29 protein-coding genes and 3 pseudogenes are annotated in these 26,700 nt (G+C 69.2%); 26 read left to right on the forward strand and 6 right to left on the reverse strand.

From position 1 onward, the window contains the following. Window positions 1–68: 68 nt before the first annotated feature. The 19 genes and pseudogenes from L1066_RS23820 to L1066_RS23900 all read left to right on the forward strand — a co-directional run bounded on the left by L1066_RS23820 (window position 69) and on the right by L1066_RS23900 (window position 12,898). Window positions 69–1,538, forward strand: a complete 1,470-nt coding sequence (locus tag L1066_RS23820; protein WP_235738836.1) for an aldehyde dehydrogenase family protein — start codon at window positions 69–71, stop codon at window positions 1,536–1,538. A gap of 133 nt (window positions 1,539–1,671) precedes the next feature. Next, window positions 1,672–2,160: a helix-turn-helix domain-containing protein gene (locus L1066_RS23825; protein WP_235738837.1), complete on the forward strand. Its 489-nt coding sequence runs from the start codon at window positions 1,672–1,674 to the stop codon at window positions 2,158–2,160. Further along, window positions 2,043–2,411, forward strand: a complete 369-nt coding sequence (locus L1066_RS23830) for an IclR family transcriptional regulator domain-containing protein (protein WP_249225380.1) — start codon at window positions 2,043–2,045, stop codon at window positions 2,409–2,411. The genes L1066_RS23825 and L1066_RS23830 overlap by 118 nt, the downstream gene beginning before the upstream one ends. A 64-nt stretch (window positions 2,412–2,475) precedes the next feature. Beyond that, window positions 2,476–3,354: a thiamine pyrophosphate-dependent dehydrogenase E1 component subunit alpha gene (locus L1066_RS23835; protein WP_235738839.1), complete on the forward strand. Its 879-nt coding sequence runs from the start codon at window positions 2,476–2,478 to the stop codon at window positions 3,352–3,354. Continuing rightward, window positions 3,320–3,448: a hypothetical protein gene (locus L1066_RS27285; protein ID WP_283095602.1), complete on the forward strand. Its 129-nt coding sequence runs from the start codon at window positions 3,320–3,322 to the stop codon at window positions 3,446–3,448. The genes L1066_RS23835 and L1066_RS27285 overlap by 35 nt, the downstream gene beginning before the upstream one ends. Before the next feature lie 11 nt (window positions 3,449–3,459). Continuing rightward, window positions 3,460–4,488, forward strand: a complete 1,029-nt coding sequence (locus L1066_RS23840; protein WP_235738840.1) for an alpha-ketoacid dehydrogenase subunit beta — start codon at window positions 3,460–3,462, stop codon at window positions 4,486–4,488. Then, a complete protein-coding gene (locus tag L1066_RS23845; RefSeq protein WP_235738841.1) occupies window positions 4,485–4,718 on the forward strand; it encodes a biotin/lipoyl-containing protein in 234 nt (77 codons plus the stop codon). The genes L1066_RS23840 and L1066_RS23845 overlap by 4 nt, the downstream gene beginning before the upstream one ends. Window positions 4,719–4,844: 126 nt before the next feature. Then, a complete protein-coding gene (locus tag L1066_RS23850; RefSeq protein ID WP_235738842.1) occupies window positions 4,845–5,531 on the forward strand; it encodes a hypothetical protein in 687 nt (228 codons plus the stop codon). A 134-nt stretch (window positions 5,532–5,665) separates the two neighbouring features. Continuing rightward, window positions 5,666–5,971: a metal-sensitive transcriptional regulator gene (locus L1066_RS23855; RefSeq protein WP_235738843.1), complete on the forward strand. Its 306-nt coding sequence runs from the start codon at window positions 5,666–5,668 to the stop codon at window positions 5,969–5,971. 145 nt (window positions 5,972–6,116) lie between these two features. After that, on the forward strand, window positions 6,117–6,335 hold the full coding sequence (locus L1066_RS23860) for a heavy-metal-associated domain-containing protein (protein WP_235738844.1): 219 nt from the start codon (window positions 6,117–6,119) through the stop codon (window positions 6,333–6,335). Next, the gene (locus L1066_RS23865) at window positions 6,332–6,670 is read left to right on the forward strand and encodes a hypothetical protein (protein ID WP_235738845.1); all 339 of its coding nucleotides are present in this window, start codon (window positions 6,332–6,334) and stop codon (window positions 6,668–6,670) included. Before L1066_RS23860 ends, L1066_RS23865 begins: the two co-directional genes overlap by 4 nt. Further along, window positions 6,598–6,774: pseudogene (locus L1066_RS29360) on the forward strand (DUF8832 domain-containing protein); the annotation flags it as partial. The gene L1066_RS23865 and the pseudogene L1066_RS29360, both read left to right, overlap by 73 nt. Further along, complete coding sequence (locus L1066_RS23870) at window positions 6,748–7,254, forward strand: DUF8832 domain-containing protein (RefSeq protein ID WP_512699735.1); 507 nt, start codon at window positions 6,748–6,750, stop codon at window positions 7,252–7,254. The pseudogene L1066_RS29360 and the gene L1066_RS23870, both read left to right, overlap by 27 nt. Next, window positions 7,214–9,500, forward strand: a pseudogene (locus L1066_RS23875) (heavy metal translocating P-type ATPase). The gene L1066_RS23870 and the pseudogene L1066_RS23875 overlap by 41 nt, the downstream one beginning before the upstream one ends. 99 nt (window positions 9,501–9,599) lie before the next feature. After that, window positions 9,600–10,496 (forward strand): annotated as a pseudogene (locus tag L1066_RS23880) (low temperature requirement protein A); the annotation flags it as partial. Window positions 10,497–10,569: 73 nt separating this feature from the next. Further along, complete coding sequence (locus L1066_RS23885) at window positions 10,570–10,890, forward strand: VOC family protein (RefSeq protein WP_235738848.1); 321 nt, start codon at window positions 10,570–10,572, stop codon at window positions 10,888–10,890. Window positions 10,891–10,913: 23 nt separating this feature from the next. Then, entirely contained in the window at window positions 10,914–11,165 is a 252-nt protein-coding gene (locus tag L1066_RS23890; protein WP_235738849.1) for a hypothetical protein, read from the forward strand. Window positions 11,166–11,236: 71 nt separating this feature from the next. Then, entirely contained in the window at window positions 11,237–12,406 is a 1,170-nt protein-coding gene (locus L1066_RS23895) for a benzoate/H(+) symporter BenE family transporter (RefSeq protein WP_235738850.1), read from the forward strand. 156 nt (window positions 12,407–12,562) lie between these two features. Then, window positions 12,563–12,898: a YnfA family protein gene (locus L1066_RS23900; RefSeq protein WP_235738851.1), complete on the forward strand. Its 336-nt coding sequence runs from the start codon at window positions 12,563–12,565 to the stop codon at window positions 12,896–12,898. A gap of 81 nt (window positions 12,899–12,979) precedes the next feature. Here L1066_RS23900 and dmpG read toward each other — a convergent pair whose 3' ends face one another. Both dmpG and L1066_RS23910 read right to left on the reverse strand, forming a co-directional pair. Beyond that, the gene (gene dmpG, locus L1066_RS23905) at window positions 12,980–13,993 is read right to left on the reverse strand and encodes a 4-hydroxy-2-oxovalerate aldolase (RefSeq protein WP_235738852.1); all 1,014 of its coding nucleotides are present in this window, start codon (window positions 13,991–13,993) and stop codon (window positions 12,980–12,982) included. Further along, window positions 13,990–14,943 (reverse strand): acetaldehyde dehydrogenase (acetylating), encoded by a 954-nt coding sequence (locus tag L1066_RS23910; RefSeq protein ID WP_235738853.1) that lies wholly within the window; start codon window positions 14,941–14,943, stop codon window positions 13,990–13,992. Before L1066_RS23910 ends, dmpG begins: the two co-directional genes overlap by 4 nt. A 64-nt stretch (window positions 14,944–15,007) precedes the next feature. On the opposite strand from L1066_RS23910, the gene L1066_RS23915 reads away from it, so the two are divergent. The 5 genes from L1066_RS23915 (at window position 15,008) to L1066_RS23935 (ending at window position 20,060) form a co-directional block, all read left to right on the forward strand. Next, window positions 15,008–15,772 carry an IclR family transcriptional regulator gene (locus tag L1066_RS23915; RefSeq protein WP_249225384.1) on the forward strand — a complete coding sequence of 255 codons (765 nt, stop codon included), beginning with the start codon at window positions 15,008–15,010 and terminating at the stop codon, window positions 15,770–15,772. A gap of 229 nt (window positions 15,773–16,001) precedes the next feature. Beyond that, window positions 16,002–17,060, forward strand: a complete 1,059-nt coding sequence (locus L1066_RS23920) for an iron chelate uptake ABC transporter family permease subunit (RefSeq protein ID WP_235738855.1) — start codon at window positions 16,002–16,004, stop codon at window positions 17,058–17,060. Continuing rightward, the gene (locus L1066_RS23925) at window positions 17,057–18,115 is read left to right on the forward strand and encodes a FecCD family ABC transporter permease (protein ID WP_235738856.1); all 1,059 of its coding nucleotides are present in this window, start codon (window positions 17,057–17,059) and stop codon (window positions 18,113–18,115) included. The genes L1066_RS23920 and L1066_RS23925 overlap by 4 nt, the downstream gene beginning before the upstream one ends. Next, entirely contained in the window at window positions 18,112–19,020 is a 909-nt protein-coding gene (locus L1066_RS23930) for an ABC transporter ATP-binding protein (protein WP_235738857.1), read from the forward strand. Before L1066_RS23925 ends, L1066_RS23930 begins: the two co-directional genes overlap by 4 nt. Continuing rightward, complete coding sequence (locus tag L1066_RS23935) at window positions 19,020–20,060, forward strand: ABC transporter substrate-binding protein (RefSeq protein WP_235738858.1); 1,041 nt, start codon at window positions 19,020–19,022, stop codon at window positions 20,058–20,060. The genes L1066_RS23930 and L1066_RS23935 overlap by 1 nt, the downstream gene beginning before the upstream one ends. Before the next feature lie 230 nt (window positions 20,061–20,290). Here L1066_RS23935 and L1066_RS23940 read toward each other — a convergent pair whose 3' ends face one another. Then, window positions 20,291–22,135: a phosphoenolpyruvate carboxykinase (GTP) gene (locus tag L1066_RS23940; RefSeq protein WP_235738859.1), complete on the reverse strand. Its 1,845-nt coding sequence runs from the start codon at window positions 22,133–22,135 to the stop codon at window positions 20,291–20,293. Window positions 22,136–22,306: 171 nt separating this feature from the next. Between L1066_RS23940 and L1066_RS23945 the strand changes: the two genes are divergently transcribed. Then, window positions 22,307–23,413, forward strand: a complete 1,107-nt coding sequence (locus L1066_RS23945) for a YihY/virulence factor BrkB family protein (RefSeq protein WP_235738860.1) — start codon at window positions 22,307–22,309, stop codon at window positions 23,411–23,413. Between the two features lie 123 nt (window positions 23,414–23,536). Here L1066_RS23945 and L1066_RS23950 read toward each other — a convergent pair whose 3' ends face one another. After that, a complete protein-coding gene (locus L1066_RS23950; protein ID WP_235738861.1) occupies window positions 23,537–24,166 on the reverse strand; it encodes a glycoside hydrolase family 25 protein in 630 nt (209 codons plus the stop codon). Between the two features lie 328 nt (window positions 24,167–24,494). On the opposite strand from L1066_RS23950, the gene L1066_RS23955 reads away from it, so the two are divergent. Beyond that, window positions 24,495–25,790 carry an MFS transporter gene (locus tag L1066_RS23955; protein WP_235738862.1) on the forward strand — a complete coding sequence of 432 codons (1,296 nt, stop codon included), beginning with the start codon at window positions 24,495–24,497 and terminating at the stop codon, window positions 25,788–25,790. A 65-nt stretch (window positions 25,791–25,855) separates the two neighbouring features. On the opposite strand, the gene L1066_RS23960 is transcribed toward L1066_RS23955, so the two are convergent. Further along, the gene (locus L1066_RS23960; protein ID WP_235738863.1) at window positions 25,856–26,356 is read right to left on the reverse strand and encodes a VOC family protein; all 501 of its coding nucleotides are present in this window, start codon (window positions 26,354–26,356) and stop codon (window positions 25,856–25,858) included. Between the two features lie 54 nt (window positions 26,357–26,410). Continuing rightward, window positions 26,411–26,623 (reverse strand): hypothetical protein, encoded by a 213-nt coding sequence (locus tag L1066_RS29010; RefSeq protein WP_376707731.1) that lies wholly within the window; start codon window positions 26,621–26,623, stop codon window positions 26,411–26,413. Between the last annotated feature and the right edge of the window lie 77 nt (window positions 26,624–26,700).

The raw sequence follows: 26,700 nt of genomic DNA on the forward strand, positions 1-26,700 counted from the left end.
CCTCCGTGAGTCATTCTCGTACCGTAGGTGGCGACGTCTTCAGCGCGCCCCCGAACTCAGGAGTCGGCATGACCCAGCAGCTCGTCTCGACCTCCCCGGCCACCGACGAGGTGGTGGCCACGTTCCCCGTCCAGGGTGAGGAGGAGGTCCGCAACGCCGTCAGGCGAGCGCGTGAGGCCAGCGTCTGGTGGCAGGAACAGGGACATGGCGGTCGCCGCGTCGCGCTGCTCAACTGGCGGCGCCACCTTGCCCGGACCAGTGACGAGTTGGCCGAGCTGATCCGCCGTGAGAACGGAAAGCCACTCACCGACGCGCGACTCGAGATCCTGCTCGCGCTCGAGCACATCACCTGGGTCGCGAAGCATGCCGAGAAGGAACTCGCCTCCGAGAAGCGCAGGCCCGGCGCGATGCTCGCCAACTTCTCCGCCCGCGTCGACCACCTGCCCTTCGGCGTCGTCGGCGTGATCGGCCCGTGGAACTATCCCGTCTTCACTCCCAACGGCTCCATCGCCACGGCCCTCGCCGCCGGCAACACGGTCGTCTTCAAGCCCAGCGAATACACCCCCGCGATCGGGACCTTCTTCGCGGAGACCTTCCGCGCCGCCAATCCCGGCGCACCCCGCGGCGTACTCGAGGTCGTGACCGGGTACGGCGACACGGGAGCCGCGCTGTGCCGTGCCGTCGTCGACAAGCTCGCCTTCACCGGATCCGGCCCGACCGGCCGCAAGGTGATGGCAGCATGCGCCGAGTCGCTGGTGCCGGTGGTCATGGAGCTCGGTGGCAAGGACGCCGCGATCGTCGCCGCTGACGCCGACCTGGCACGGGCCGCTGACGCCATCGCCTTCGGTGCTCTCGGAAACAGCGGGCAGACGTGTGTCGGCATCGAACGGGTCTATGTGGAGCGAGAGGTGCGCGACCGGTTCGTCGAGCTGCTCGCGGTCCGGATGCGGGCGCTGCGGCCCGGATCGCAGGCAGGCTCCTCCTACGGGCCGATGACGATGCCCAGCCAACTCGACGTGGTCCGACGACACATCGACGACGCGATCGCCGGTGGAGCCGAGGCCGTCGTGGGCGGTCCGGAGAGCGTCGGTGACCGCTATGCGGCGCCGGTGCTGCTGCTCGACCCGCCGCACGAGTCGGCGGCGATCCAGGAGGAGACCTTCGGGCCGACCATCACGGTGACCACGGTCGACTCGCTCGATGAGGCGGTGAAGCTCGCCAACGACACCCGCTACGGTCTGGGCGGATCCGTCTTCTCGCGCCACCACGCCGACGAGATCGTCGACCAGCTCGACACCTCGCAGGTGTCGGTCAACTCTGTCATCGGCTTCGCCGGCATGGCCTCGATGCCGCTCGGTGGGCGTGGCGAGAGCGGCTTCGGGCGCATCCACGGACCCGAGGGTCTGCGCGAGTTCACCCGCACCCGCGCCGTCGCCACCCAACGCCGCCGGGCGCCGGTCAACCTGATGACCATGGACCGCCCCGGCTGGCTCGTGAAGGCGCTGCCCAGGATGCTCCGCCTCCTCCACGGCCGCTGACCGACGCCGGCCAGGTGGTGGGTCGTCCCTCGCTTCCACCATTTCGGGGAGTGAGTTCTGCGGTCGGCTCCGATACCGTGGTGATGTGACCGGCGCCACGCGGCCCCGGTCGAGTGGCGCGAGGAGGTACGTCGTGGCTCAGCCGACGCTCATCGGCTCGGTGCAGCGGGCCTTGCGTCTGCTCGAAGCTGTCGCGGCGAGCGAGGACGTGTTGTCCGCCAAGCGTCTGGCCCGGATGGTCGGTCTCCCGCTGCCGACGGCCTACCACCTGCTGCGCACGCTGGTGCACGAGGGATATCTGCGCAAGCTCGACGAGGGTTACGTGCTCGGCGAGGCGGCCCGGCCGCACGACGCCCCCGGGCTGCAGGCGCAGCTGCCGCAGATCCGGGCGGTGTTGCGGAGTCTGCGTGACGAGGTCCGCGGCGCGACCTACCTGTCGGTCTTCTCCGAGGGGAGATCCGCTTGGTCGACATCGCCGAGGGCCCCGATGCACCGTGCGTCGACCTGTGGGTCGGGGTGCACGACTCGGGGCATGCGACCGCCTTCGGCAAGTGCATCCTTGCCGGGCTGCCGCTGGAGCAGCGCATGGACTACATCGATCGCCACCAACTCCACGACCTGACGCCCAACACGATCACCAGTCGGCGAGTGCTGGAGCAGCGGCTGGCCGACGAGACCGACATCTGGGCCGATGCGGAGGAGTACCTGCTCGGCACCTCCTGCCGGGCGGCGCCGATCCGGGTCGGCGACACCGTGGGCGCCGTTGCGGTGTCGCTGCCCTCGCGACGCGCAGCCGACCCTGCGCCATCGGTCGCGCTACGGCGAGCTGCCCGCCGGCTCGGCTGGGCGATATCGCAGCCGATCACCATTTGAAATAACACCCGTTGCCGAAGGCGTGACCCAGGTCACAGCATGGAGTCCCGGTCAAGGAGGACCCATGCAAGCAACCACCCGACTCGACTTCTTCTCCACGATGGTGCTGGTGCGCACCTACGAGGAGGCGATCCTGCGCGAATACCACGCCGACAAGAAGCCGGTCTTCGACATCGGTGCCGGCCTGATCCCCGGAGAGATGCACCTCTCCGCAGGGCAGGAGCCGGTCGCTGCCGGTGTCTGTGCTCATCTCACCGCCGATGACGCGGTCACTGCCACTCACCGACCCCATCACTTCGCCATCGCGCACGGCATGGACCTGCAAGCCATGACCGCCGAGATCTTCGGCCGGGTCGACGGCCTCGGTCGCGGCCGGGGCGGCCACATGCACCTCTTCGATCCGGCCACCCACTTCTCCTGCTCCGGGATCATCGCCGAGGGCTATCCGCCGGCCGTCGGCCAGGCGCTCGCCTTCCGCAAGCGCGGCACCGATCGCGTCGCCGTCGCCGTGACCGGTGAGGGTGCCGCCAACCAGGGCGCCTTCCACGAGTCCCTCAACCTTGCTGCCCTCTGGAAGCTCCCCGTCCTCTTCGTGGTGGAGGACAACGACTGGGGCATCTCGGTGCCCCGCAGCGCGTCGACCTCGATCCCCTCCAATGCCGAACGGGCCCGCGGCTACGGGATCCCGGGCGTGCGGGTGGAGGAGAACTCGGTCGAGGCCGTGTACGCCGCCGCCGGCGAGGCGATCGACCGGGCCCGCGCCGGCGGCGGACCCACGCTCCTCGAGGTGCACACCCTGCGGCTGTGGGGTCACTTCGAGGGAGACGCGCAGGGTTATCGGCCCGATCTGGAGGGTGCCGGGACACGACCCGATCCCCACCTACGAGGCCACCCTGCGCGCAGACGGCGTGCTCGACGACAACAGCGTCACCACCATCCGTGAGCAGGCCTCGGCGGCGGTCGAGGCGGCCATCGACTTCGCGAAGGCGAGCCCGCTGCCCGACCCCGACAGCGTCCGCGACTACGTCTTCGCCTGAAAGGTAGTGCCATGACCACGATCCAGGAGCCGAGGACCCGCAGGCTCAACACCGCCAAGGCCACCGTCGAGGTGATCGCCGCCGAGATGGAGCGCGACGACAGTGTCTTCGTGCTCGGCGAGGACGTCGGACCCTACGGAGGCATCTTCTCCTCCACCACCGGGCTCCTCGAGCGTTTCGGTCCGGAACGGGTGATGGACACCCCGATCTCGGAGACCGCATTCATCGGCGCTGCCATCGGTGCTGCGGTGGAGGGCATGAGGCCGATCGTCGAGCTGATGTTCGTCGACTTCTTCGGCGTCTGCATGGACCAGATCTACAACCACATGGCGAAGATCCACTACGAGTCCGGCGGCAACGTGAAGGTGCCGATGGTGCTGATGACCGCGGTCGGCGGTGGCTACTCCGACGGCGCCCAGCACTCGCAGTGCCTGTGGGGCACCTTCGCCCACCTGCCCGGCATGAAGGTGGTCGTGCCCAGCAACCCGGCCGACGCCGCTGGTCTGATGCGTTCGGCGATCCGTGACGACAACCCCGTGGTCTTCATGTTCCACAAGGGCATCCAGGGCCTGCCGTGGATGGCGAAGAACCCTCGCTCGATCGGTCCGGTCCCCGAGGGCGACCACACGGTCGAGATCGGCAAGGCCGCTGTCGCGCGATCCGGCTCCGACGTCACCGTGGTGACCCTCTCGTTGTCGGTGCACCACGCCCTCGATGTTGCCGAGGAGCTCGCCGGGGAGGGGGTCGATGCCGAGGTGATCGACCTGCGGAGCCTCGTGCCGCTCGACGCCGAGACGATCATCGAATCGGTCTCGCGCACCGGCCACCTCGTGGTGGTCGACGAGGACTATCTCTCCTACGGCCTCTCCGGCGAGATCGTCGCTCGCGTGGTCGAGCACGACCCGACGCTCCTCAAGGCGCCGGTCAGCCGGGTCGCCGTGCCCGACGTGCCGATCCCCTACTCCCGCCCCCTGGAGTACGCCGCCCTCCCGACTCCGGCGCGCATCAAGGCGGCGATCCTTGATCAGGTGGGGCGATGACCGACGTCGTGTTTCCGATCGTCTCGGAGAAGGATCCCGATGCCGAGGGGGCGCTGGCCACGTGGTTCGCCGAGGACGGCAGCGTCGTCGACGAGGGTGACCTGCTCGCCGAGGTCGCGGTCGACAAGGTCGACATGGAGATCGTCGCCCCCTGCGCCGGCACCCTGACCCACGGCGTCGCCGAGGGGGACGTGGTGAAGCAGGGCTCACCCCTCGGCACCATCACCTGAACCCGGTTCCCCCTCCCCAGTGGGACGTCATGTGCCCCGGTCGTCCTGACGACCGGGGCACATGACGTTGTGGCGAGGAGGGCAGACTGACGGTTGCGCAGACACAGCGAGTCGAGGAGCAGTGCCTTGGTGGATCCGGAGCAGCCGCAGGATGACCCGTTGCGTCGCTGGGGCGACGTACCGGCGCTGGAGTTGCTCCCCGCCAAGGTCGTGGCGGAGCTGAGCATCACCCACCCGACCCTGGCTCCCGGGTTCTGGGAGTTCCGCTCCCTCGACTGCGCGCCGGTCGTGCCTGCTGAGCCGCCTGCCGCGGTGCCGACGCCGGTGCGCTTCGCGTGGTGGCGCGCGGTCTCGGCGTGGGTCGTCCTGGTGGCCGGCTACCTGCTCTGCATCTACTTGGACGCGCCCTGGTTCGTCTGGATCCTGCCGGTGTTCGGCGTCCTCGTCGCCGGTTGGGTGACCCTGCGGGACCAGGTGCGGTCGATGTTGGTCGTGTTCGAGCGAGCCGCCCGCGGTTGGGCCCTGCGCGACGGACAGCTGGGCCAAGGCGGTGTCGGATCGGCCCGCAACAACGGGGTCCGCACCCGGGCGGCCTTCGACCTCCGTGGCCTGTGGTGCCTGCGCCGGGACGGCACTGTCGTCGCGCCGCCCGACCGTCGGGTGCTGCCGCCGGGTTGGTATCCCTCGCCCTCCGCGCCCATGACCTTGGAGGCCTGGTCCGGCTCCATGTGGCTGGAGGGGGAGCCGGTCGAGGTCGACGTCGACCACCCCGCTCATGAGGCGCTCGCGCGGGCCTGGGCCGAACGCGGCTGATCCGGTCGTTCGTTAGGTCGTGCGCCCCGGTTGCTCCGGCAGCTGGGGCGCACGACTTCGTTCGGGGTGCCTGTTCTTGATCCATATACCCTAGGGGGTACTGTATTGATGTCGCAGGAACCGAGGAGGCCACCATGGAGCACGACGCCCACCAGCACAGCTACATCGCGAACCACACCAAGGACGACTACCTCAGGCGGCTGCGCCGGATCGAGGGTCAGGCCCGGGGGCTGCAGCGGATGGTCGAGGAGGAGAAGTACTGCATCGACATCCTCACGCAGGTCTCCGCGATGAAGAAGGCGCTCGAAGCGGTTGCGCTCGGCCTGCTCGACGAGCACATGGCGCACTGCGTCGTGAATGCCGTGAAGGCAGGAGGGCCCGAGGCCGACGTGAAGCTCAAGGAAGCCTCCGACGCGATCGCGCGGCTCGTCCGCTCCTGACCGTGGGTCTCGGCCCTTCGCAGGTCTCGGCCGTTCGACGGGCTCAGGACGGTCGACCCTTCTGCAGGGTCTCGACAGGCTCGACCAACGGGGTCTCGAGCACCGAGGCAAGTTCAACCATCTGACATCGACCGAAGGAGTCACCATGAGCACCATCCAGACCTGGACCGTCACCGGCATGACCTGCGGACACTGCGTCTCGTCGGTCACCGAGGAGGTCTCCGAGCTCGCCGGCGTCGAGCAGGTCGACGTCGACCTGCCCAGCGGTGCCGTGACCGTCACCAGTGCCTCTCCCTTGGAGGACACCGCCGTCCGTGCCGCCGTCGAGGAGGCCGGCTACCAAGTCACGGAGGGCCCGTCATGAGCACGCCGGTGAGGTTGCTCGGCTTCCTGACGATCGCGCTGGTGGTCTTCGGCGCAGCGGCGGGCATCGGGAAGGCGGTCGGCCCGGTCGACACCGACACCGGGAGCCACGGGCACACCGAGGAGGCGGAGGGGCACGGCGGCCATGGTGACGAGGGCGACCCCCGGAGACGCTCCCCGGGGGCCTCGCCGTCAGCAGCGCGGGTCACACGCTCGAGCTCGCCTCCGAGTCCGCCCCCGCCGGGAAGGCTCGTGAGCTCGCCTTCACCATCACTGACGCTGACGGCGATCCGGTCACCGACTACGACGTCGTGCACGAGAAGCAGTTGCACCTGATCGCCGTACGCCGTGACCTCACCGGCTTCCAGCACGTGCACCCCACGCTCGGCGAGCGGGGCACCTGGCGTACCGAGTTGGACCTGACACCAGGAACCTGGCGGGTCTTCGCCGACTTCTCGGCCCACGGCGCCCCACTCACTCTCGGTGCCGACCTCCAGGTCGCCGGTGACTACGAACCGACCGAGGCAGCGGCGGAGTCGCGAACGGCCGAGGTCGACGGCTACGAGGTGCGTCTGACCGGCGACCTCACCCCCGGCAGCGACACCGAGCTGAGCCTGGCGATCACGAAGGACGGCCGGCCGGTCACCGACCTCCAGCCCTACTTGGGCGCCTACGGACACCTCGTGGCGCTGCGCGCCGGCGACCTGGCCTACCTCCACGTCCACCCGGAGGAGGGCGACGCAGGTCCCGAGGTCGTCTTCCACACCAACGTTCCCAGCACTGGCCGCTATCACCTCTACCTCGACTTCCGGCACGAAGGGGTGGTCCGCACCGCGGCCTTCACGTTGAGCACGAGTGGCGCGGCGCCCGCTGCGCAGGATGAGGAGCAGGAGGATCACAGTGACTCCCACACCCACTGACAGCCAGGTCGACCAGCAGGTCGAGCTCGCCGTCACCGGCATGACCTGCGCCTCCTGCGCCAACCGCATCGAGCGCAAGCTCAACAAGCTCGACGGCGTCACCGCCACCGTCAACTACGCCACCGAGAAGGCGAAGGTCAGCTTCGTCGCCGACATCAGCCCCGACCTGCTGCTCACCACCGTCGAGGAGGCCGGATACGCCGCCACGCTGCCCCCTCGCCGGGTGCTGCGGGTGCCGCGTCGGAGCCTGGTGCCGAGGAGGGCGTCGACCCGTTGCTGCAGCGGCTGGTGATCTCCGCCGTACTCACCGTGCCGGTGATCGCGATGGCGATGGTGCCGGCCTGGCAGTTCACCAACTGGCAGTGGCTCTCCCTCACCCTGGCCGCGCCGGTCGTGGTCTGGGGTGCATGGCCGTTCCACAAGGCGGCCTGGACCAACCTGCGGCACGGCGCCACCACGATGGACACGCTCATCTCGATGGGCACGCTGGCCGCGTTGGGCTGGTCGGTCTATGCGCTCTTCTGGGGCACTGCGGGCGTCGCGGGGATGACCCACCCCTTCGAGTTCACCGTGGAGCGCACGGACGGCTCCGGCAACATCTATCTCGAGGCTGCTGCCGGCGTGACCACGTTCCTGCTCGCCGGCCGATGGTTCGAGCATCGCGCCAAGCGGCAGGCTGGCTCCGCGTTGCGGGCCCTGATGGAGCTCGGCGCCAAGGAGGTCGCGGTTCAGGCCGACGACGGCACCGAGCGGTTGCTGCCGATCGGCGACCTGGCCGAGGGGATGCGCTTCGTGGTCCGTCCCGGCGAGAAGATCGCCACCGACGGTGTCGTGGAGACCGGAACGTCGGCGGTCGACGCGTCGATGTTGACCGGCGAATCCGTCCCGGTGGAGGTCGGACCCGGTGACGCGGTGGTGGGCGCGACCGTCAATGCTGGCGGGCGGCTCGTGGTGCGTGCGACCCGCGTGGGCGCCGACACCCAGCTGGCACAGATGGCCCGTCTGGTGGAGGACGCGCAGACCGGGAAGGCCCAGGTGCAGCGCTTGGCCGATCGGATCTCGGGCGTCTTCGTGCCGATCGTGATCCTGCTCAGCGCGGCCACCCTCGGCTTCTGGCTGGGCACCGGCAACGGTCTCAGTCCTGCCTTCACTGCCGCTGTCGCGGTCCTGATCATCGCCTGCCCCTGCGCGCTGGGGTTGGCCACGCCGACGGCCCTCATGGTCGGCACCGGACGAGGGGCCCAGTTGGGCATCCTGATCAAGGGTCCGGAAGTGCTCGAGTCCACCCGCCGGGTCGACACCGTGGTGCTCGACAAGACGGGCACCGTCACCACGGGCGAGATGCGACTGCGTTCCGTGGTCGCCGCCGAGGGCGAGGACGCCGATCTCCTGCTCCGGTTGGCCGGAGCCCTCGAGGCCGCCTCCGAGCACCCGATCGCCCGGGCCATCGCCGACGCCGCTCGTGAAGACGGCGCGTTGCCCGAGGTCGACGACTTCACCAGCATCGAGGGTCTCGGGGTGCAGGGTGTCGTCGCGGTCGGCGACACCACCCACGCCGTCCTGGTCGGCCGTCCGCGGCTGTTGGAGGAGTGGTCGCAGCACCTCACGCCCGAGCTGGAGTCGGCGTTGCAGGACGCTCGGGAGCAGGGGGTACGGCGGTCGCCGTCGGCTGGGACGGGGCCGCTCGCGGCATCGTCGTGGTCGCGGACGCGGTGAAGGAGACCTCCGCCGAGGCGATCCGGCGCCTACGTGAGCTCGGGCTTCGCCCCGTGCTGCTCACCGGTGACAACGAGGTCGTGGCCCGCGCCGTCGCGGCGGAGGTCGGCATCGACGAGGTGATTGCCGACGTACTCCCCTCGGAGAAGGTCGACGTGGTCAAGCGACTGCAGGACGAGGGCCGCGTGGTGGCGATGGTGGGCGACGGGGTCAACGACGCCGCCGCGCTGGCCACTGCCGATCTGGGGCTCGCGATGGGCACCGGCACGGACGTTGCGATCGAGGCCAGCGACCTGACGCTGGTGCGCGGCGACCTGCTCGTGGCCGTCGACGCGATCAGGTTGTCGCGACGCACGCTGGCCACGATCAAGGGCAACCTCTTCTGGGCGTTCGCCTACAACGTGGCGGCACTGCCACTGGCTGCTGCGGGCTTGCTCAACCCGATGCTGGCCGGCTTCGCGATGGCCTTCTCGTCGGTCTTCGTGGTGACCAACAGCCTGCGACTGCGGGGCTTCCGCAGCTCGGTCTGACGCACTCGACGATCAGTGGTCGATCCTTGCTGTTCTTCCTCCCGAAAACAGCAAGGATCGACCACTCGTCGGGTCCCGGAGTAGGCCGCGGATGACTGGCTCTATCGTGTCGTCACCTTCGTGCAGATGGGCGGGGTGCTCGTGCTGGCGGCGGGCATCGAGCCGGCCTTCGTCGACGACGACTTCACCGTGCTCGTGCTGGCGTACGTCGTCATGCGGGTCGCGATGGTCGCCCACTGGCTGCGCGCCTCGAGGTCGGCCGGTCAGGCACGGGTCGCGACCCTCACCTATGCCGGGGGCATCGCCGCGCTGCAGGTGCTCTGGCTGGGAATGCTCCTGCTCGACGGCACCGCGGGGACGGTGGCGTTGGTGGTGCTGATCGCCGCGGAGATCAGTGTGCCGGCGACGGCCGAGCGTCGTGGGCAGACGCCGTGGCACCCGCACCACATCACCGAGCGCTATGGCTGCTTCACCCTGATCCTGCTGGGCGAGAGCTTGCTCGCCTCGTCGACCGCCATCATTGGGGCCCTGCATGCCGACGAAGACATGGCTGGCCTGATTGCCCTCGCCGTACTCACTCTTGTGGTGACGGCTGCCCTGTGGTGGGTCTACTTCTGGCCGCCCCACCACGCCGCGATCGGGAGCATCTGGAACACGTTGCGCTACGGCTACGGCCATTACTTCGTCTTCGCTGCCGCCGGGGCGTTCTCTGCTGGGGTCGAGGTCGAGATCGATGTGTTGACCCATCGCAGCGAGCTCTCCGAGGTGGCGGCGTCGTTCACGGTGACCGTCCCGATCGCGGTGTTCCTGCTCGGTGTCTGGGTGGTGGCGATCCGGAAGGTCGGTGACCGTCGGGTCGACCTGACAGTGCTGGCCGCGGCGGTGCTGGTGTTGCTCGACCCAGTCATTCCGGTGCCGTTCGCGATCACCGCTGCGGTCATGGCGGCCCTGGTCGTGGTGCTCGTGGTGCGGGAGCATCGAACTCCCGCGACCTGATGTCACATCGGGCCACGGCCGATCGTCAACGAGGAAAGGCCGACGCAGCGTCGGCTTGGAGAAGGAGGAGCAGATGTTCAACAGCATGGTGATCCCGGTGACCGACCTCGACGTCGCCAAGGCCGTCTATGGTGCGCTGGCGGGCGAGCCGCACACGGACACGCCGTACTACGTCGGCTACAACGTCGACGGCTTCGAGATCGCACTCGCGCCCGGCGACGACAGCGTCGGCGTCCCCGTCCTGTATGCCGATGTGCCGGATCTCGACGCGGCACGCGAGAAGCTGATCGCGGCCGGCGCCACGGAGAAGCTGGCGCCGAAGCAGGTCGCCGCCGGTGTCCGCATCTGCGTGCTCGTCGACGCGGACGGAAACCTGATCGGTATCCGCGGCTGAATCGAGGTGGGGAGGATGGCCGCGTGCCGTCCTCCTCGCCCCAGCCCGCCAACACGACCCGCACCCAGCGAGTGCCGTTGCCCTACAGCGCGATCCTGTTCGGTGCCCTGCTCGTGGTGGCGGGCCTGAGCATCGGCGGGTCCGGGGAGTCCGCGCGCTACGGCGCGGCCTTCGTCGTGTTCGGATCCGTGTTGTTGATGCTCGGGGTGATCGCCAAGGGCGTCGCCTGGGGCCTGGCGCTGCACCACCAGGACCAGTCGAGTCAGCGCAACTAGCAGCTCGAGTCAGCCAGCGCGGACAGTCGAGTCGGCACGAGTGGCGGGGGCTCAGGCACTAGCGTGCTCACGTGCAGAGCAGTCGCAGTCAGCCGGTGACCGCCGGGATCCTCACCGCACTCGTGGGGTTCACGAGTTCCTTTGCGGTGGTGCTGGCCGGGCTGACCGCAGTCGGCGCGACTCCAGCACAAGCCGCGAGCGGTCTCGCCGTGCTCTGCATCGCGCAGGCGCTGGGAATGCTGTGGTTGGTCCGTCGGCACCGGATTCCGCTCACCCTCGCCTGGTCGACGCCCGGGGCCGCGCTGCTGGCAGGCACCGGCATGGTCGACGGAGGTTGGCCGGCCGCGGTCGGCGCGTTCCTGGTGGTCGGTGTTCTCATCCTGCTCACCGGCATGTGGCCGGTGCTCGGCGACCTGATCGGCGCGATCCCCACGCCGATCGCACAGGCGATGCTGGCCGGCGTCCTCGTGCCGCTGTGCCTTGCGCCCGTCACCTCGCTCATCGACGAGCCTGCGTTGGTCGCTCCGGTGGTGCTCACCTGGTTGGCCCTCCTCCGGTTCGCCCCCAAGGCCGCGGTGCCGACTGCCTTCGCCGTCGCTCTGGTGGTCATCGGTGTCTGGGCATCCGGCCACGGTGGGATCGACGGGGGTTGGGTGCCGACGGTGAGCGGGACGGTCCCGCAGCTCAGTGTCGGCGCGGTGCTCGGCATCGCCCTGCCCCTGTACGTCGTCACGATGGCCTCGCAGAACGTGCCAGGTGTCGCGGTGATGGCCAGCTACGGCTATCGGGTGCCGTGGCGCGAGACCATGACCGTCACCGGACTCGGCACGTTGGGAGGCGCAGTGGCCGGTGGGCACGCGGTGAACCTGGCCGCGATCACGGCTGCGTTGGCGGCCAACCCCGAGGTCCATCCTGACCCGAAGCGTCGATGGATCGCCGCCGAGACCGCAGCTTGGGCCTACCTGGTGCTGGCGTTGCTCTCCGTGGCGTTGATCAGCCTGGCGACCTCCGCGCCGGCCGGCCTGATCGAGACCGTGGCTGGTCTGGCACTGCTCGGCACGCTTGGTGCCAGCCTGGCCGGTGCAACGTCCGCGGCCGAGGGGCGCGAGGCTGCCGTGGTCGCCTTCCTCGTCGCGGCGAGCGGGGTCACGGTGCTCGGCATCGGCGCGGCCTTCTGGGGATTGGTGGCCGGTCTGGTCACGCACCTGGTGCTGCGTCGGCCCTCCGCGGCAGTCACTTGACGCGCATTCGCTGAACGGGGGCACGTGAACCCTCGCAGCAGGAGACTGCCGGATCCGCTGCGGAAGCATCGCAGGTGAACCGGATCGGTCGAGCGCTCCCGGCGCACCGGCCGGGGCGAGCCGCGGGGCGGCGCGGGGTCTGCGACGATCATCACCATGACCGTCACGAAGTCGCTGCTGCTCTTCGGCCTGGCCGCGCTGGCCGAGATCGGTGGTGCCTGGCTGGTCTGGCAGGGCGTGCGCGAACACCGGGGTTGGCTCTGGATCGGCGCCGGCGTGCTGGCCCTCGGTGCCTACGGATTCGTGGCCACGCTCCAACCGGACGCCCACTTCGGACGCATCCTGGCGGCGTACGGCGGTGTCTTCGTCGCGGGCTCGCTGGCGTGGGGAATGGTCGCGGACGGGTTCCGGCCCGACCGCTGGGACATCGCCGGCGCGCTGGTGTGCCTGGTCGGGGTCGCGATGATCATGTATGCCCCGCGGGACATCTGAGACGTGATCGGTCGGCGCCCCTGCTGCCCTCCGACGTGAGGACAGCAGGGGAGCGACCACCGGTCGTGGTGCCCGGAGGGGTCAGCCCTTCGCGGCGACCAGGTCGAGCGCGATGTCGACGATCATGTCTTCCTGACCGCCGACGAGGCGGCGGGCGCCGCACTCGGTGAGGATGTCGCGCACGTCGAGGCCGTAGCGCTCGGCGGCGGTCTCCGCGTGCCGGAGGAACGACGAGTAGACGCCGGCGTAGCCGAGGGTGAGCGTCTCGCGGTCGACCCGCACCGGTCGGTCCTGCAGCGGGCGGACGATGTCGTCGGCCGCGTCCTGGAGGGCGAAGAGGTCGCAGCCGTGCTTGAAGTCCGACAGGTCGGCGACGGCGATGAAGGCCTCGAGCGGGCAGTTGCCCGCGCCGGCGCCGTGACCGGCGAGCGAGGCGTCGACGCGGAACACGCCGTTCTCCACGGCCACCACGGAGTTGGCCACCGACAGCGAGAGGTTCTCGTGCGCGTGGATGCCGATCTCGGTGCCCTCATCGAGCACGTCGCGGTAGGCCTGCACGCGGGCGGCGACGTCGTTCATCGTCAAGCGGCCACCGGAGTCGGTGACGTAGACGCAGTGGGCGCCGTACGACTCCATGAGCTTCGCCTGCTCCGCCAGCTTCTCCGGCGGCGCCATGTGGGAGAGCATGAGGAAACCGGAGACGTCCATGCCGATCTCGCGGGCCGCCTGGATGTGCTGAGCGGAGACGTCGGCCTCGGTGCAGTGCGTGGCGATGCGCACGGAGCGGACGCCGAGGTCCCAAGCCCGCTTGAGCTCATGGACGGTGCCGACGCCGGGCAGCAGCAGGGTCGTGAGGCGGGCACTGGTGATCGCCTCGGCCGCAGCCTCCAGCCACTCCCAGTCGCTGTGCGAGCCGGGGCCGTAGTTGACCGAACCACCAGCGAGGCCATCGCCGTGTGCGACCTCGATCGCGTCGACGCCGGCGGCGTCGAGCGCCCGCACGATCTCGCCGACCTTCTCGGGAGTGATCCGGTGGCGGACGGCGTGCATGCCGTCGCGCAGGGTGACGTCCTGGACGAAGATCGGGGTGCTCATGCGGTGGCCGCCTTCCGTGCTGCGATGCGTTCGGCGACCTGCAGGCCGGCCGAGGTCATGATGTCGAGGTTGCCGGCGTAGGCCGGGAGGTAGTGCGCAGCGCCCTCGACCTCGAGGAACGCCGACACCTGGTGGCTGGGGCGCCGACCGTCGGTGAGCGTGTGCACCGGCTGGTCCGCGGGGATCGCGTTGATCTGCACCTGCTGCTTGAGGCGGTAGCCCGGGACGTAGGCCGCGACGTCGCCGACCATCTTCTCAATGGAGGCGCGGATCTCGTCGTGCATCGACTCGTCGGGGGCGTCGACCAGGCAGAAGACCGTGTCGCGCATGATCAGCGGCGGCTCGGCCGGGTTGAGGATGATGATCGCCTTGCCGCGCTCGGCACCGCCGACCTCGACGATGGCGGCCGAGGTGGTCTCGGTGAACTCGTCGATGTTGGCGCGGGTGCCGGGTCCGGCGGACTTCGAGGAGATCGAGGCAACGATCTCGGCGTAGGCCACCGGAACGACGCGGGAGACGGCGTTGACGATCGGGATGGTCGCCTGGCCACCACAGGTGACCATGTTGACGTTGGGCGCGTCCAGGTGGTCGTCGAGGTTGACCGCGGGCACGACGTACGGGCCGATCGCCGCGGGCGTCAGGTCGATGAGCCGCTTGCCGAGCGGGGTCAGCTTGCCGGCGTTGTGCACGTGGGCCTTGGCGGAGGTGGCGTCGAAGATGATCTCGATGTCGTCGAAGCCCTCCAGCGCCATCAGGCCGTCCACGCCCTCGGCGGTGGTGGCGAAGCCGAAGCGCTTCGCGCGGGCCAGCCCGTCGGAGTTGGGGTCGATGCCGACCATCGCTCCCATCTCGAGGTGCTCGCTGGTGCGCATCACCTTGATCATCAGGTCGGTTCCGATGTTGCCGGACCCGATGATCGCCACCTTGGTCTTCCCGGTCGTCTCGCTCATGGTGCAACTGTCCGTCGCAGGGGTGGCCGGGGACCATCGGCGCGTTCCGCTCAGCGGTACGCTGATGCCTGTGGCAGACGAGGTGACGGACACGGCGGTCGGCAAGGCCGTCGCGATCCTCCGTGCCTTCCGTGTCGATGACCGGTTGTTGCCATTGGCCGAGCTCGTGCGCAGGACCGAGCTGCCGAAGGGCACGGTGCACCGCGTTGCTGCCGAGCTGGTGCGCCACCGGCTGCTCGACAAGACCGAGCACGGCTACCGGTTGGCCGGTGGGCTCTTCGAGCTCGGCATGCGCGCCGCCACCGAGCGCACCTTGCTGGAGGTGGCCATGCCGTTCCTCCAGGATCTCTACGAGCGCACCCACGAGACCGTCCACCTCGGTCTCCAGGAGGGCACGGAGGTCGTCTACGTGGCCAAGATCGGTGGCCATCGCCAGGCTCGCAGCCCGTCGCGCACCGGTGGTCGGATGCCCATGCACTGCACCGCGATCGGCAAGGCGCTGCTCGCCCACGCGAGTCCCGACGTACGACGCAGCGTGCTGACCGCGCCGCTCGTACGGCGTACTCCCCACACCGTCGTCGCGCCGGGGCTGCTCGAGCAGCAGCTGGACCGGGTGCTCGAGGCTGGGGTCGCCTTCGAGCGTGAGGAATCGACGCCCGGCCTGCTGTGCGTCGCCGCCCCGATCCTCGAGGAGGACGGTCGTACCGCGATCGCCGCAATCAGTGTCACCGGCCCCGTCGGCCGCTTCCGCCCCGAGGCCCACATCTCCGAACTGCGTGCCGCCGCTGCCGCCCTGGGCAACACTCTCGCCCGCCGCCACGGCCGCTGATCTCGTTGAGCGCGGGGTAGTCCCGGACGAACTTGTAGTCGGCTGCCCGATTTGTCTACAAGTTTGTCCGGGACTACCCCGCGCTGGCAACTATGGGGTGACGTCGAGCTTCTACCGGCCGATCAAGGACTACATCGCCGGCTTCGGCGTGATGACGGCGCGAATCGTCTGATCTTCGGGGCCTGCTTGCGCTTGCGGAACCGGGGTTTCTTTAGGTTAGCCTTACCTGTTGGCTTTCCTCGGAGACAAGGGTTCCTGCATGTCCGTGAGTGCCCCGGCGGCCCCGCTGGTGGCGTCGGCACACCGGCGTCCGGTGCCGATCGCGATCGCCTTGTGCGTCGCTCTCGCGGGGGCGGTGGTGCTCAGCCTGATGGTCGGTGCCCGGGCGCTCAGCCCGGGGAAGTGCTCCGCGAGCTCTTCGTGCCGACGGAGGGAGGTGCACGACATCGTGCTCGGCCTCCGGCTCGACCGCACGATCATCGCGGTCGTCGTCGGCGCCGCGCTCGGCGGCGCGGGTGCGCTGATGCAGGCGCTCACCCGCAACCCGCTTGCCGACCCCGGACTGCTCGGCGTCAACGCCGGCGCTGCCGCGGCAGTCGTCGCCGGCATCGCCTTCTTCGACGTCACCGCCCCCGAGATGCAGATCTGGTGGGCCTTCGTCGGAGCTGCGTTGGCCTCCGTCGCGGTGTATCTGCTCGGCAGTGGTGGACGCGCCGCCGCCACCCCGGTACGGCTCGCATTGGCGGGAGCGGCCCTCACCGCCGTCCTCACCGCGTTCATCAGCGGTGTCTCGCTGTCGAGTCAGGCCTCGTACGACGCGATGCGGTTCTGGTTCGTCGGTTCCGTCGTCGGCCGCGAGCTCTCGGTGCTGTGGCTGGCGCTCCCCTTCATCGTGGTCGGAGCCGTTGCGGCCCTCCTGGTCACCCCGGCCCTCAACGCGATGGCGCTGGGTGCGGACTCCGGGCGGGCCCTCGGCCTCAACATCGGTCGGCTCCGCCTCGTCACCGCGGTCGCGATCACGTTGCTCTGCGGTGCCGCGACCGCCGTTGCCGGTCCGATCGCCTTCCTCGGGCTGGTGCTGCCGCACGTGGCGCGACATCTCGTCGGGCCCGACCAACGCTGGGTGGTGCCGCTGTCGATGCTGATGGCCGCCACGCTGCTGGTGCTGGCCGACGTCGCTGGCCGCATCGTCACCGACGGTGAGGTCGCTGCCGGCATCATGTGCGCCCTCGTCGGGGCTCCCGTCTTCATCCTCCTCGTCCGCCGCCGTCGACTGGCGCACCTGTGACTGCCGCGACGGTCCCCGGACTCACCCGCTCCCGGCGCATCCGTGTCGGTGCCTGGAGCGGCGCCGTCTCCACGCGCGCCGTGCTCGTCTGCCTCGCACTGCTGGTGCTCTGTGCCGGTGCGGGCGTCGCGGCCCTGCTCCTCGGCGAGATCCAGATGGGCTTCCCGCGCCTCCTGCTCACCCTCCGCGGTGAGGGCACCTCCTTCGAGGACTACCTGATCTGGGAGTCCCGCCTGCCGCGGGTGCTCGCGGCGGTCGTGGTGGGTACGGCGCTGGGCTGCTCGGGCGCGATCTTCCAGACCGTGGCCCGCAACCCGCTCGGCTCGCCCGACATCATCGGCTTCGAAGTGGGTGCCGCGACCGGCGGCCTGGTCGCGTTGCTGGTCTTCGGCACCAGCTTCGCGGGTGCATCGATCGGCGCCGTCGTCGGCGGTCTGGTCACGGCGCTGGTGGTCTACACGCTGGCGCTGAGCAACGGCCTCGACGGACTGCGGCTGGTGCTCATCGGTGTCGGGGTCGGCGCGATGCTCCTGTCGATCAACTCGATGCTGATCGTCGAGGCCGACATCTATGCGGCCCAGGAGGCGGGCAACTGGCTGGTCGGGAGCCTGGCTGGCGCCGACTGGGACGATCTTGCGGTGCAGGCCTCCGCGGTCGGTGTGCTGGCGGTGCTGGCGCTGTGCCTGTCGCCGGCGCTCACTCTCAGCGAACTGTCCGACGACTCCGCCGCCGGGCTGGGGCAACGTACGTCGCTCGTGCGGCTGGGGGCCGTGGTGGTCGGAGTCCTCCTGAGCAGCCTTGCGGTCGCTGCCGCCGGACCGATCGCCTTCGTGGCGCTCACCGCGCCCCAGATCGCCCGCCGTCTGACGGGTTCCGGCGGGCCCAACCTCGTCGCGTCCGGAATCACCGGGGCCATGCTCCTGGTGCTTGCCGACCTCGCGGCTCGAGAACTCTTCCAGCCACGTCAGGTGCCGGTCGGTGTGGTCACCGGCCTGCTCGGCGGTGCCTTCCTGGCCTGGCTGCTGACCCGCGAATGGCGAAAGGGGCGCGCATGAACGAGGAGACGCCGCGGAGGTCCGCCGGGCTACCGACCGGCGGACAGCGACTGGAGGCCCACGGGGTCTCGCTGGGCTATGACGGCCACGTGATCAACCGCGACCTCACCCTGGCGGTGCCCGATGGGTCGTTCACCGTGATCGTCGGCGCCAACGGATGTGGCAAGTCGACGCTGCTGCGCGGCATGGCGCGGTTGCTGAAGCCGTCTGCAGGTGCAGTGCATCTCGACGGTCGGGAGATCCATCACTATGGCTCCAAGGAGGTCGCCCGGCGACTCGGGCTGCTGCCGCAGTCGCAGGAACCACCGGGTGGGATCACCGTGGCCGACCTCGTCTCCCGCGGCCGCTATCCGCACCAGACGCTGCTTCGGCAATGGAGCGCCGACGACGAGGCCGCGGTGGGTGAGGCGCTCGCCGCCACCCACACCACCGAGCTGGCCGGGCGTCTCGTCGACGAGCTCTCCGGCGGGCAGCGGCAACGGGTCTGGCTGGCGATGGCGCTGGCCCAACGCACCGAGATCCTGCTGCTCGACGAGCCCACCACCTTCCTCGACATCGCTCACCAGGTCGAGGTGCTGGACATGTGCGAGGAGCTCCGGGCCGACCGCGGCTACACCCTCGTGGCGGTGCTCCACGACCTCAACCTCGCCTGCCGCTACGCCACCCACCTCGTGGCGATGAAGGACGGTGCCGTGGTCGCTGAAGGTGCCCCGGAGCAGGTCGTGACTGCTGCACTGGTCGAGCACGTCTACGGGTTGGCCTGCCGCGTCATTCCCGACCCGGAGACGGGCACGCCCCTGGTCGTGCCGCGCAAGAAGCAACGGCAAGCGCCGGACCTGGGGGTCGACGTACTGCCGAGGGACTCGTCGACGGAACCGTCGGCGTCATTGAAGGAGGAAGTGTGATGAACCGACGCCTGGGGACCCGCCGTGGTCGTGCCCCGTTCGTGGCGGCCGCCGCCTGCGCGGTGCTCGTGTTGAGCGCGTGCAGTGGCGACACCGACCCCGACTCGGCCGGCGACGACAAGCCGGACGAGGTCGGTGAGTGCCAGGCTGCCGAACCGGAGGGCAGCTTCGAGTTCAGCGACGCTCGCGGCAAGGAGATCGAGCTCGACACCGTGCCCACGACTGTCGTGGCGCAGAACAGCGTCGCGGCCTCCCTCTGGGACGCCGGCTACCAGGTCGACGGCATCTTCGGGGAGCTCGGCGACGACCCCGCCTCCGTCTATCAGCGCGGCAGCGTCGACCTCTCGAAGGTGACCACGATCGGCTCCACGTGGGGCGAGTTCGACATCGACGAGTATGCGCAGATGACTCCTGACCTGCTCCTCGACTTCGTCTTCGACGGCGCGCTCTGGTACGTGCCCTCCAAGCAGGAGAAGAAGATCGAGAAGCGGGCCCCGATCCTCGGCGTCAACGGGCAGCCGGACACCGTCGACGAGGCCATCGAGATGTTCGTCGACCTCGCCGGGAGGCTCGGAGCCGACACGACGTGCAACGAAGCGCTCGCCGACGCCAAGGACGACTACGACGAGGCGCTCGGCGAGGTGGTCGAGGAGGCGAAGGGACTCAAGGTGCTCATCGCCTCCGGCACCGAGACCACGTTGTACGTCGTCAACCCGGTCACGCTCCCGGAGACCAAGACGCTGACCGAGGCAGGCATCGAGGTGATGGGCGCCGACCCCGCCGACCCGCTGGTCTTCAAGGAGTACTCGTGGGAGGAGGCCGGGCAGTTCGCAGATGCCGACGTCATCCTCATCGACGGCCGCAACAGTGAGGCGGTCCTGGCGAAGATGGGGACCATCGACACCTGGGCCAACCTTCCCGCGGTGAAGGCCGGGCAGGTCGGCACCTGGTATGCGGGGGCCCCGTACTCCTACGCGGCCTATGCCGACATCCTCGACGAGCTGGCCGACGTGCTCGAGAACGCCGAGCCCCTGGGCTGAGCCCCGATCAGTGGTCACTCCGTGCTGTTGTTCGACGTCGATCCTGGCCCGCATGATCCTGCTCGCCCGGGCTCGGGTCGACGGGCTCCGGTTCGTCACCGGTGACCGACGCCTGCTCACGTTCGATGAGGTGGCCGACGCGTGGGACTGACCCACGCCACCACTGATCGGGAAAATGGAGAAGCCCGCCCCGAGCTCAACTCGGGGCGGGCAACTCGACGCTCAGACGATCAGCCCTCGTAGGCGTCCAGGTCGGCGGACACGCGGCGGTGGGCCTCCCAGATCGACTCGGGCATGTTCGGGAACTGCTCGAGGTGCTCGGCGCGGTAGCCCATCTCCTGCTGCCAGCGAGCCTTGTCGATCGTGAGGATCTTCTCGAGGTCTTCCTCGGAGATGTCCACGCCCTCGAGGTTGAGCTCCTCCTTGAGCGGGAGGATGCCCACGGGGGTCTGGCGACCCTTGACCTCGCCGTTCTTCAGCTGCAGGAGCCACAGGAGCGGGCGCAGGTTGTCGCGGTATCCGGGCCACAGGAAGTGGCCGTCCTCCGGGTCACGCTGGAACCAGTTGACGTGCGCGAAGATCGGCTGCTCGGAGGCGGCGCCGACGATGTCGAGGTAATGCTGCGCGTAGTCACCCTCGCCGTACGCCATGAACGGGCGGTTGGACATCGGGTCGTAGCGGAGCACGCCCTCCTTGCCCTCGGCGGCGGCCGTGGCCTCGGCGCCCAGGGTGAGGCCGTCGTAGACGCCCTCGGGGAGGTCGTTGATCGCGCGGATCAGCGGCTCACGGTCACGGGTGCGGCCACCGAAGATGATCGCGTCGATCGGCACACCGGTGGGTGCGTCGTAGTCGGTCGCGATGTTCGGGACGTTGCCGAGCGTGGTGGTGAAGCGGCTGTTGGGGTGCGCCCACGGCTCGTTCGCCTGCTCCGCCATCCGGTCGGCGATCGGCGCGCCCTTCCAGTCCAGCCAGTCCGTGACGTCGGCGGGCGGCTCAGGAGTGCGCCCCTCCCACCAGACCTCCTCGGTCTTGGGGTTGTAGGCGACGTTGGTGAAGATCACCTTCGTGCCGTTGCCCAGCGACTCCAGGGCGGTCGGGTTGGTGGACTCGTTGGTGTCCTTCGCAACGCCGAAGACGCCGTACTCCGGGTTCATGCCGTAGAGCTTGCCGGTCTTCTCGTCGACCCAGAGCCACGCGATGTCGTCGCCGTAGAAGGAGACGTGGTAGCGGTCGCCCAGGGCGTCGGGGGCCAACATCATGGCGAGGTTGGTCTTGCCGGAGGCAGACGGGAAGCCGCCGCAGATGTGGTAGTCCTTGCCGGTCTCCTTGTCGTGGATACCGATGAGCATGTACTGCTCGGCGAGGAACTTCTTGGAGGCCCAGCCGTCGTAGGCGCCCTGACGCAGACCGTGGGCGATCTTGCCCAGGAGCGCGTTGCCGCCGTACGACGAGCCGTAGTGGAGGATCGTGCGCTCGTCGGCGACCGTGACGAACCAGCGCTGGTCGTCGGGGGTGCCCTGACCCAGGTTCTCGAGGTCACCGGTCACGTGGACGGCGCGGACGAAGCTGTCCTGGTCCTCGAGGTCGTTGACGTATTCGGCGCCGACCCGAGCCATGCGGATCATGTGGAGCACGACGGTACGGGTGTCGGTGACCTGCACGCCGGCCGCCCACGGGGCGAGGGCGTTGCCGGCCGGAGCCATCAGGTAGGGGATGACATACATCGTCTTGCCGGCGGACGCGCCGCGCATACGCCCTTCGAGGAGGGGACGCATCTCGGAGGCGGGCTTCCAGTTGTTGTAGAGGCCCTTGTCCTTCTCGTCATTGGTCGCAACGACGGTGCGCTCCTCGGACCGCGCAGTGTCCTTGTGGTAGCTCCGGGAGTAGTAGCGACCCTCACCGGCGGGCAGGAGCTCACCAGCCTCGAGAGCCTCCGCAATCAGGCGGTCGTCGTCAGCGGCACTGACCACCTCGACCCGCTCTGCTCCGGTGAGTTCCGCCCAATGCTGGACGTACTCCCGAACCTTCGGGTTGGACAACCCTGCCTCGTCCAACACCGCAGCCACATCGACCATTGAATCTGTCCTCTCCTGATGATTCTTCACGGTCTGTTTGACCAAGATGGTGCCATGCCACACGGCAAGGTTCCCAAGCGGACCAGCCTTCGGGCACCGGACGGTCAGGGCTCGGACGCCCCGGCCGCCGCAAATCCTCTCGTGGTGCAGAGAGGCGGATAGCCTTCTCCTGTGTTCCGCGGCACGGTGTCGAAGGTCGATCGGGCCCAGCGTCGGCATCCGGTGCTGGGAGTCCCGCTTGCCATCTTCTACAAGTTCTTCGACGACCAGGGCAACTACCTGTCGGCGATCATCACCTACTACGCGTTCATCGCGATCTTCCCGCTCATGCTGCTGGGCTCCTCGATCCTCGGCTTCGTGCTCGAGGGCCGACCCCACTTGCAGGAGCAACTGCTCGACACCGCACTCAGCCAGTTCCCGATCATCGGTGACCAGCTCGGGCGTCCTGAGGGCCTCGAGGGGTCCACGGGCGGTGTGATCATCGGTTTCCTCGCCTCCGTCTACGGAGCCATGGGCTTGGGGCAGGCCCTGCAGAACGCTCAGAACGTCGCTTGGTACGTGCCGCGCAACTCCCGGCCCAACCCGATCCTGCTGCGGCTGCGCAGCGTCGTGCTGATCTTCGTGGTGGGTACGACGATCGCGGCGATCAGCATCCTCGCGACGCTGGGCAGCTCCACCGACGCCCTCGGGTCGTGGACCGGTGACCCGCGTGTCGCCTGGCTGTTGCGGTTGGCCAACGTCGTGCTGCTCGGCACCGCCCTCACCCTGCTCTTCCGGGTCGCGACGGCCAAGGGGCACCGGGTCTGGCAGGCGGCGCCGGGCGCGTTCTTCGTGGCAACCCTGTGGCAGGTGCTCCAGCACTTCGGTGCGGTCTTCGTGACCCGGGTGCTGGTGCACACCTCGGAGATGACCCAGACCTTCGGCGTGGTGCTCGGGCTGGTCGGCCTGCTCTACATCGGCTCGGTGATCGCGGTCATGGGCATCTCGGTCAACGTGGTGCTGGCCCTGCACCTCTATCCGCGGGCGCTGCTGACCCCGTTCACCGACTGGGTCCAGCTCACCGAGGCCGACAAGCGTGCCTACCGCGGCATGGCCCGCGCCCAGCGCACCAAGGACTTCGCCACGGTCGCCATCGACTTCGACAAGTCACCCCTCGATCGCAAGGTCGCCAGCGAGATCGAGGAGGAGCGCCAACAACGTCAGCGGCAGGCCAAGATCCACCGGGAGTCGGAGCAGAAGCGCCGGGCCGAAGGGATCGACTGGGTCCCGCCCGACTGACTCGAGGTCGCGCGGAATGGCGTCGAGGTCGCGTGGAGTGGCGTCGAGGTCGCGCGGAATGGCGCCGACGGCCGAATCTGCGCGCCCTCGGCTGCGACCTCCGCGCTCTGGGCTGGGAGGGGGTCAGTGGCGCATGAGGTCGAGATCGACCGGGGTGCTGATGCCTTCGACCTCCGCGGTCTGTGACTTCTGCCAGACCAGCCAGTTGCCACCCGGTTCCCGATCGCCCAGCTTGCGCACCCAGCGTGGCCGGTCGAGCTTCTCGCTGACCTTGTAGCGGCGCTCGAGGTCGGGGAAGGCGTAGACGATCACGGTACGGCCGGTGCCCTTCTCCGCGACTCGGATGAAGTCGCTGAGGCGGTTGAGCAACACCTCGCGGGTGGGGTTGCAGTCGGGGTCGAGCTCGACGTCGACGGCCGGCGGCAACTGCGTGGTGCTGTCGGACTGGTCGCCGACCACCTTCACGAAGTGCTCCGCCTGCGGTGCGCCGTCGCTGCAGATCGAGAAGTAGTGGTAGCCGCCCACGCGCAGACCCGCGGCCCGCGCGCGGTCGCGGTTGTCGACGTACGTCGGGTCGGTGTGGCTGGTGCCCTCGGTCGCCTTGAGCCAGGCGAAGTCGACGCGATCGTTCGCAACGCGCTCCCAGTCGATCCAGCCCTGGTGGTGGGAGACGTCGACGCCGCGGAGGTGGCGGGCGGCCCGCAGCGGTGACGTCTCCGCACTCGCTGCCGCGGTTGCGTCGTCGAGGAGCATCTCGGCCCGGGGGCCGGCGACGGCTCCTCGACCGGTTGCTTCGCACGTACGTCGGGCACCATGGCGGCCCGCTCGAGGGGCTGGTCGAGCGCCTTCGAGTCGGCAGCGCCGCACCCGGTCAGCAGGGCAGCGGCGAGAAGGATGGCCGGGGTTCGCACGGGGGCAATTTATCCCTTCCCCTCGGAAGTTCCACCAGGAGGGCGGAGTCGGGCCGGCCGCCGTCTCCGCGCGCATCCCCGGGTGCTGGGACCCGGACCCATCTCCCTCCCGCCCGACGGAGCCCCTTATTCGTTTGGCGCTCCGTACCCAGGACCCGGAGAATGCCGGAGTGAGTGCGAGCCCGGTGACCCTGCGCAACTTCTGGGACCAACTCCCCACCCCCGGCCGCTGGCTGCTGTGCACGACCGTCTTCCAGGTGCTCGGACGTGGGCTGACGTTGCCCTTCACCATCATCTATCTGCACGAGGTGCGGGGTTTCAGTCTCGACGTCGCCGGTGCGTTGATGGCCCTCATCGGTGCGGTGGCCCTGGTGCTCACGCCGTTGGCCGGCTGGCTGACCGACCACTGGGGCGCGCGGCGCATGGTGATCATCGGCAGCCTCGCGCAGAGCATCGGCTGCTCGGTGTTGGCCTTCGCCGAGACCTTGCCGCTCGCGGTGGTCGGCATCGTCTTCATCGGCATCTGCAACGCGGGCGGCTGGTCGGCCTTCAACGTGTTGATCTCCTCGCTCGTCGAGGGGCCGGTGCGGATGCAGTACTTCGGCATCAACTTCGCGCTCATCAACCTCGGCATCGGGCTCGGAGGCGTCGTCGGCGGGATCTGGGCAGACGTCGACCGACCGACCACGTTCACCACCATCTTCCTGGTCGATGCGGCCTGCATGCTGATCCCGGTGGCGCTGATGCTCGGACCGCTGCGCCACGTGCATGGGCGTTCGGAGGCTCCGGACGACGGGACGGACCGGGCCGCGACCACCTACCTGGCGCTGCTCAGGCGTCCCGGTGTCGCGCAGCTGGTGATGATCTCGCTGATCTTCGCCTTCGTCGGCTACGGCCAGATGGAGGGTGGGTTCCCAGCCTTCGCCCGGCAGGTGTCGGAGGTGTCGACCCGGGTGATCGGGTGGGCCTTCGCGCTCAACACGCTGGTGATCGTGCTGTTCCAATTCTTCGTGCTGCGTCGCATCCAGGGGCACCGGCGGACCCGGGTGATGGTGGTGCTGGCGGCCATGTGGGCGCTGGCGTGGCTGGCCCTCGGTCTGACCCAGCTGGTGCCGGGCACGGTCGCGGCCGTGGTGCTGGTGATGGGCTATCACGCGGTCTTCGCGGCCGGCGAGACGATGCTGCAGCCGACCTTGCCCGCGATCACCAACGACCTGGCCCCGCCCCACCTGCGTGGGCGCTACAACGCGTTGACCGCCGGCGCCTTCCAGATGGGTGCCATCATCGGCCCGCTGTCAGCAGGATTCCTGCTCAACCACCATCTGGGGGTGCTGTTCATCGCGATGCTCATCGCCGGCTGCGCCGTGATGGCCGTCTCGTCGGTGCGCCTGGAGCGCCGGATCAGTCCGGAGGTCAACGGCATCAGCGCCCCGGTGACTGCGGCCCCGCCGGTGCCCAGCCCCTGACCCGCGAACCGGCGGAGACATGTGGGTGTTGCGAGTGACCGGCGGGACCTACGCGGACCGTGCGTTCAGGCGCTGCCGTCGTACGCCGCCTGCAGCGCGGGTCCGTCGAGGGGAACGAACTTGGTCTCCATCATCATCTTCATGGCGCGTGCGGCGCCTTCGGCGTCGGGACCGTCGATGAGCGCGACGAGGTTCGCCGGCACGAGCTGCCAGGAGAATCCGTAGCGGTCCTTGAGCCACCCGCAGTAGCTGGGCTCGCCGGTGTCGGCGATCAGGGCGTGCCAGACGCGTTCGAGCTCCGCCTGGTCGTCGAAGTCGATCTCGAGCGAGACGGCCTCGTTGGGGGTGAAGATCGGCTTGCCGTGCTCGTCGAGCCCGCCGTTGATCCCGACGAATCGCATGCCGACGATCTCGAACTCGACCGTGATCGGCTGCTGCTTGCCCTGCGGATCGACCGGGCCCTCACCGAAGGTGCTGAGCACCTTGCCGCCGAAGATCTCGGTGTAGAACGTCGCCGCCTCGGCGGCTTCGTGGTTGAACCACAGATTGGGGGTGATGCTGGTCATGTCTGCTCCTCGAGGTGTTGGTCCTGAGGGGTTGACCGGCCCGGGCGCCGGGATTCATCGGTGGGAGAGTCGTCGCCGGGTCTGCTCGTCGGCCGGGAGGAAGGTCTCCAGGTGGAGGGCGTCCAAGGTGATGTCGGCTGGCCCCTCGATCCGGCTGGCCACGCTGAACATCCGCAGCGGCTCCTCGTCGGTGGCGAGCTCGAGCAGCACCACGGGGTCGACCGGCCGGGGCAGCTCGGCGGCATCGCCACCGGGATAGCCGGTCACCTCGTCCCGCAGCCCGGTGAGCTGCGGGTCGCCGCCGGACCGGCCGATGCGCTGGTCGAGCTGGTGCAGGAGGTGGG

Source organism: Nocardioides alcanivorans (genome assembly GCF_021555175.1).
Lineage (GTDB): Bacteria > Actinomycetota > Actinomycetes > Propionibacteriales > Nocardioidaceae > Nocardioides > Nocardioides alcanivorans.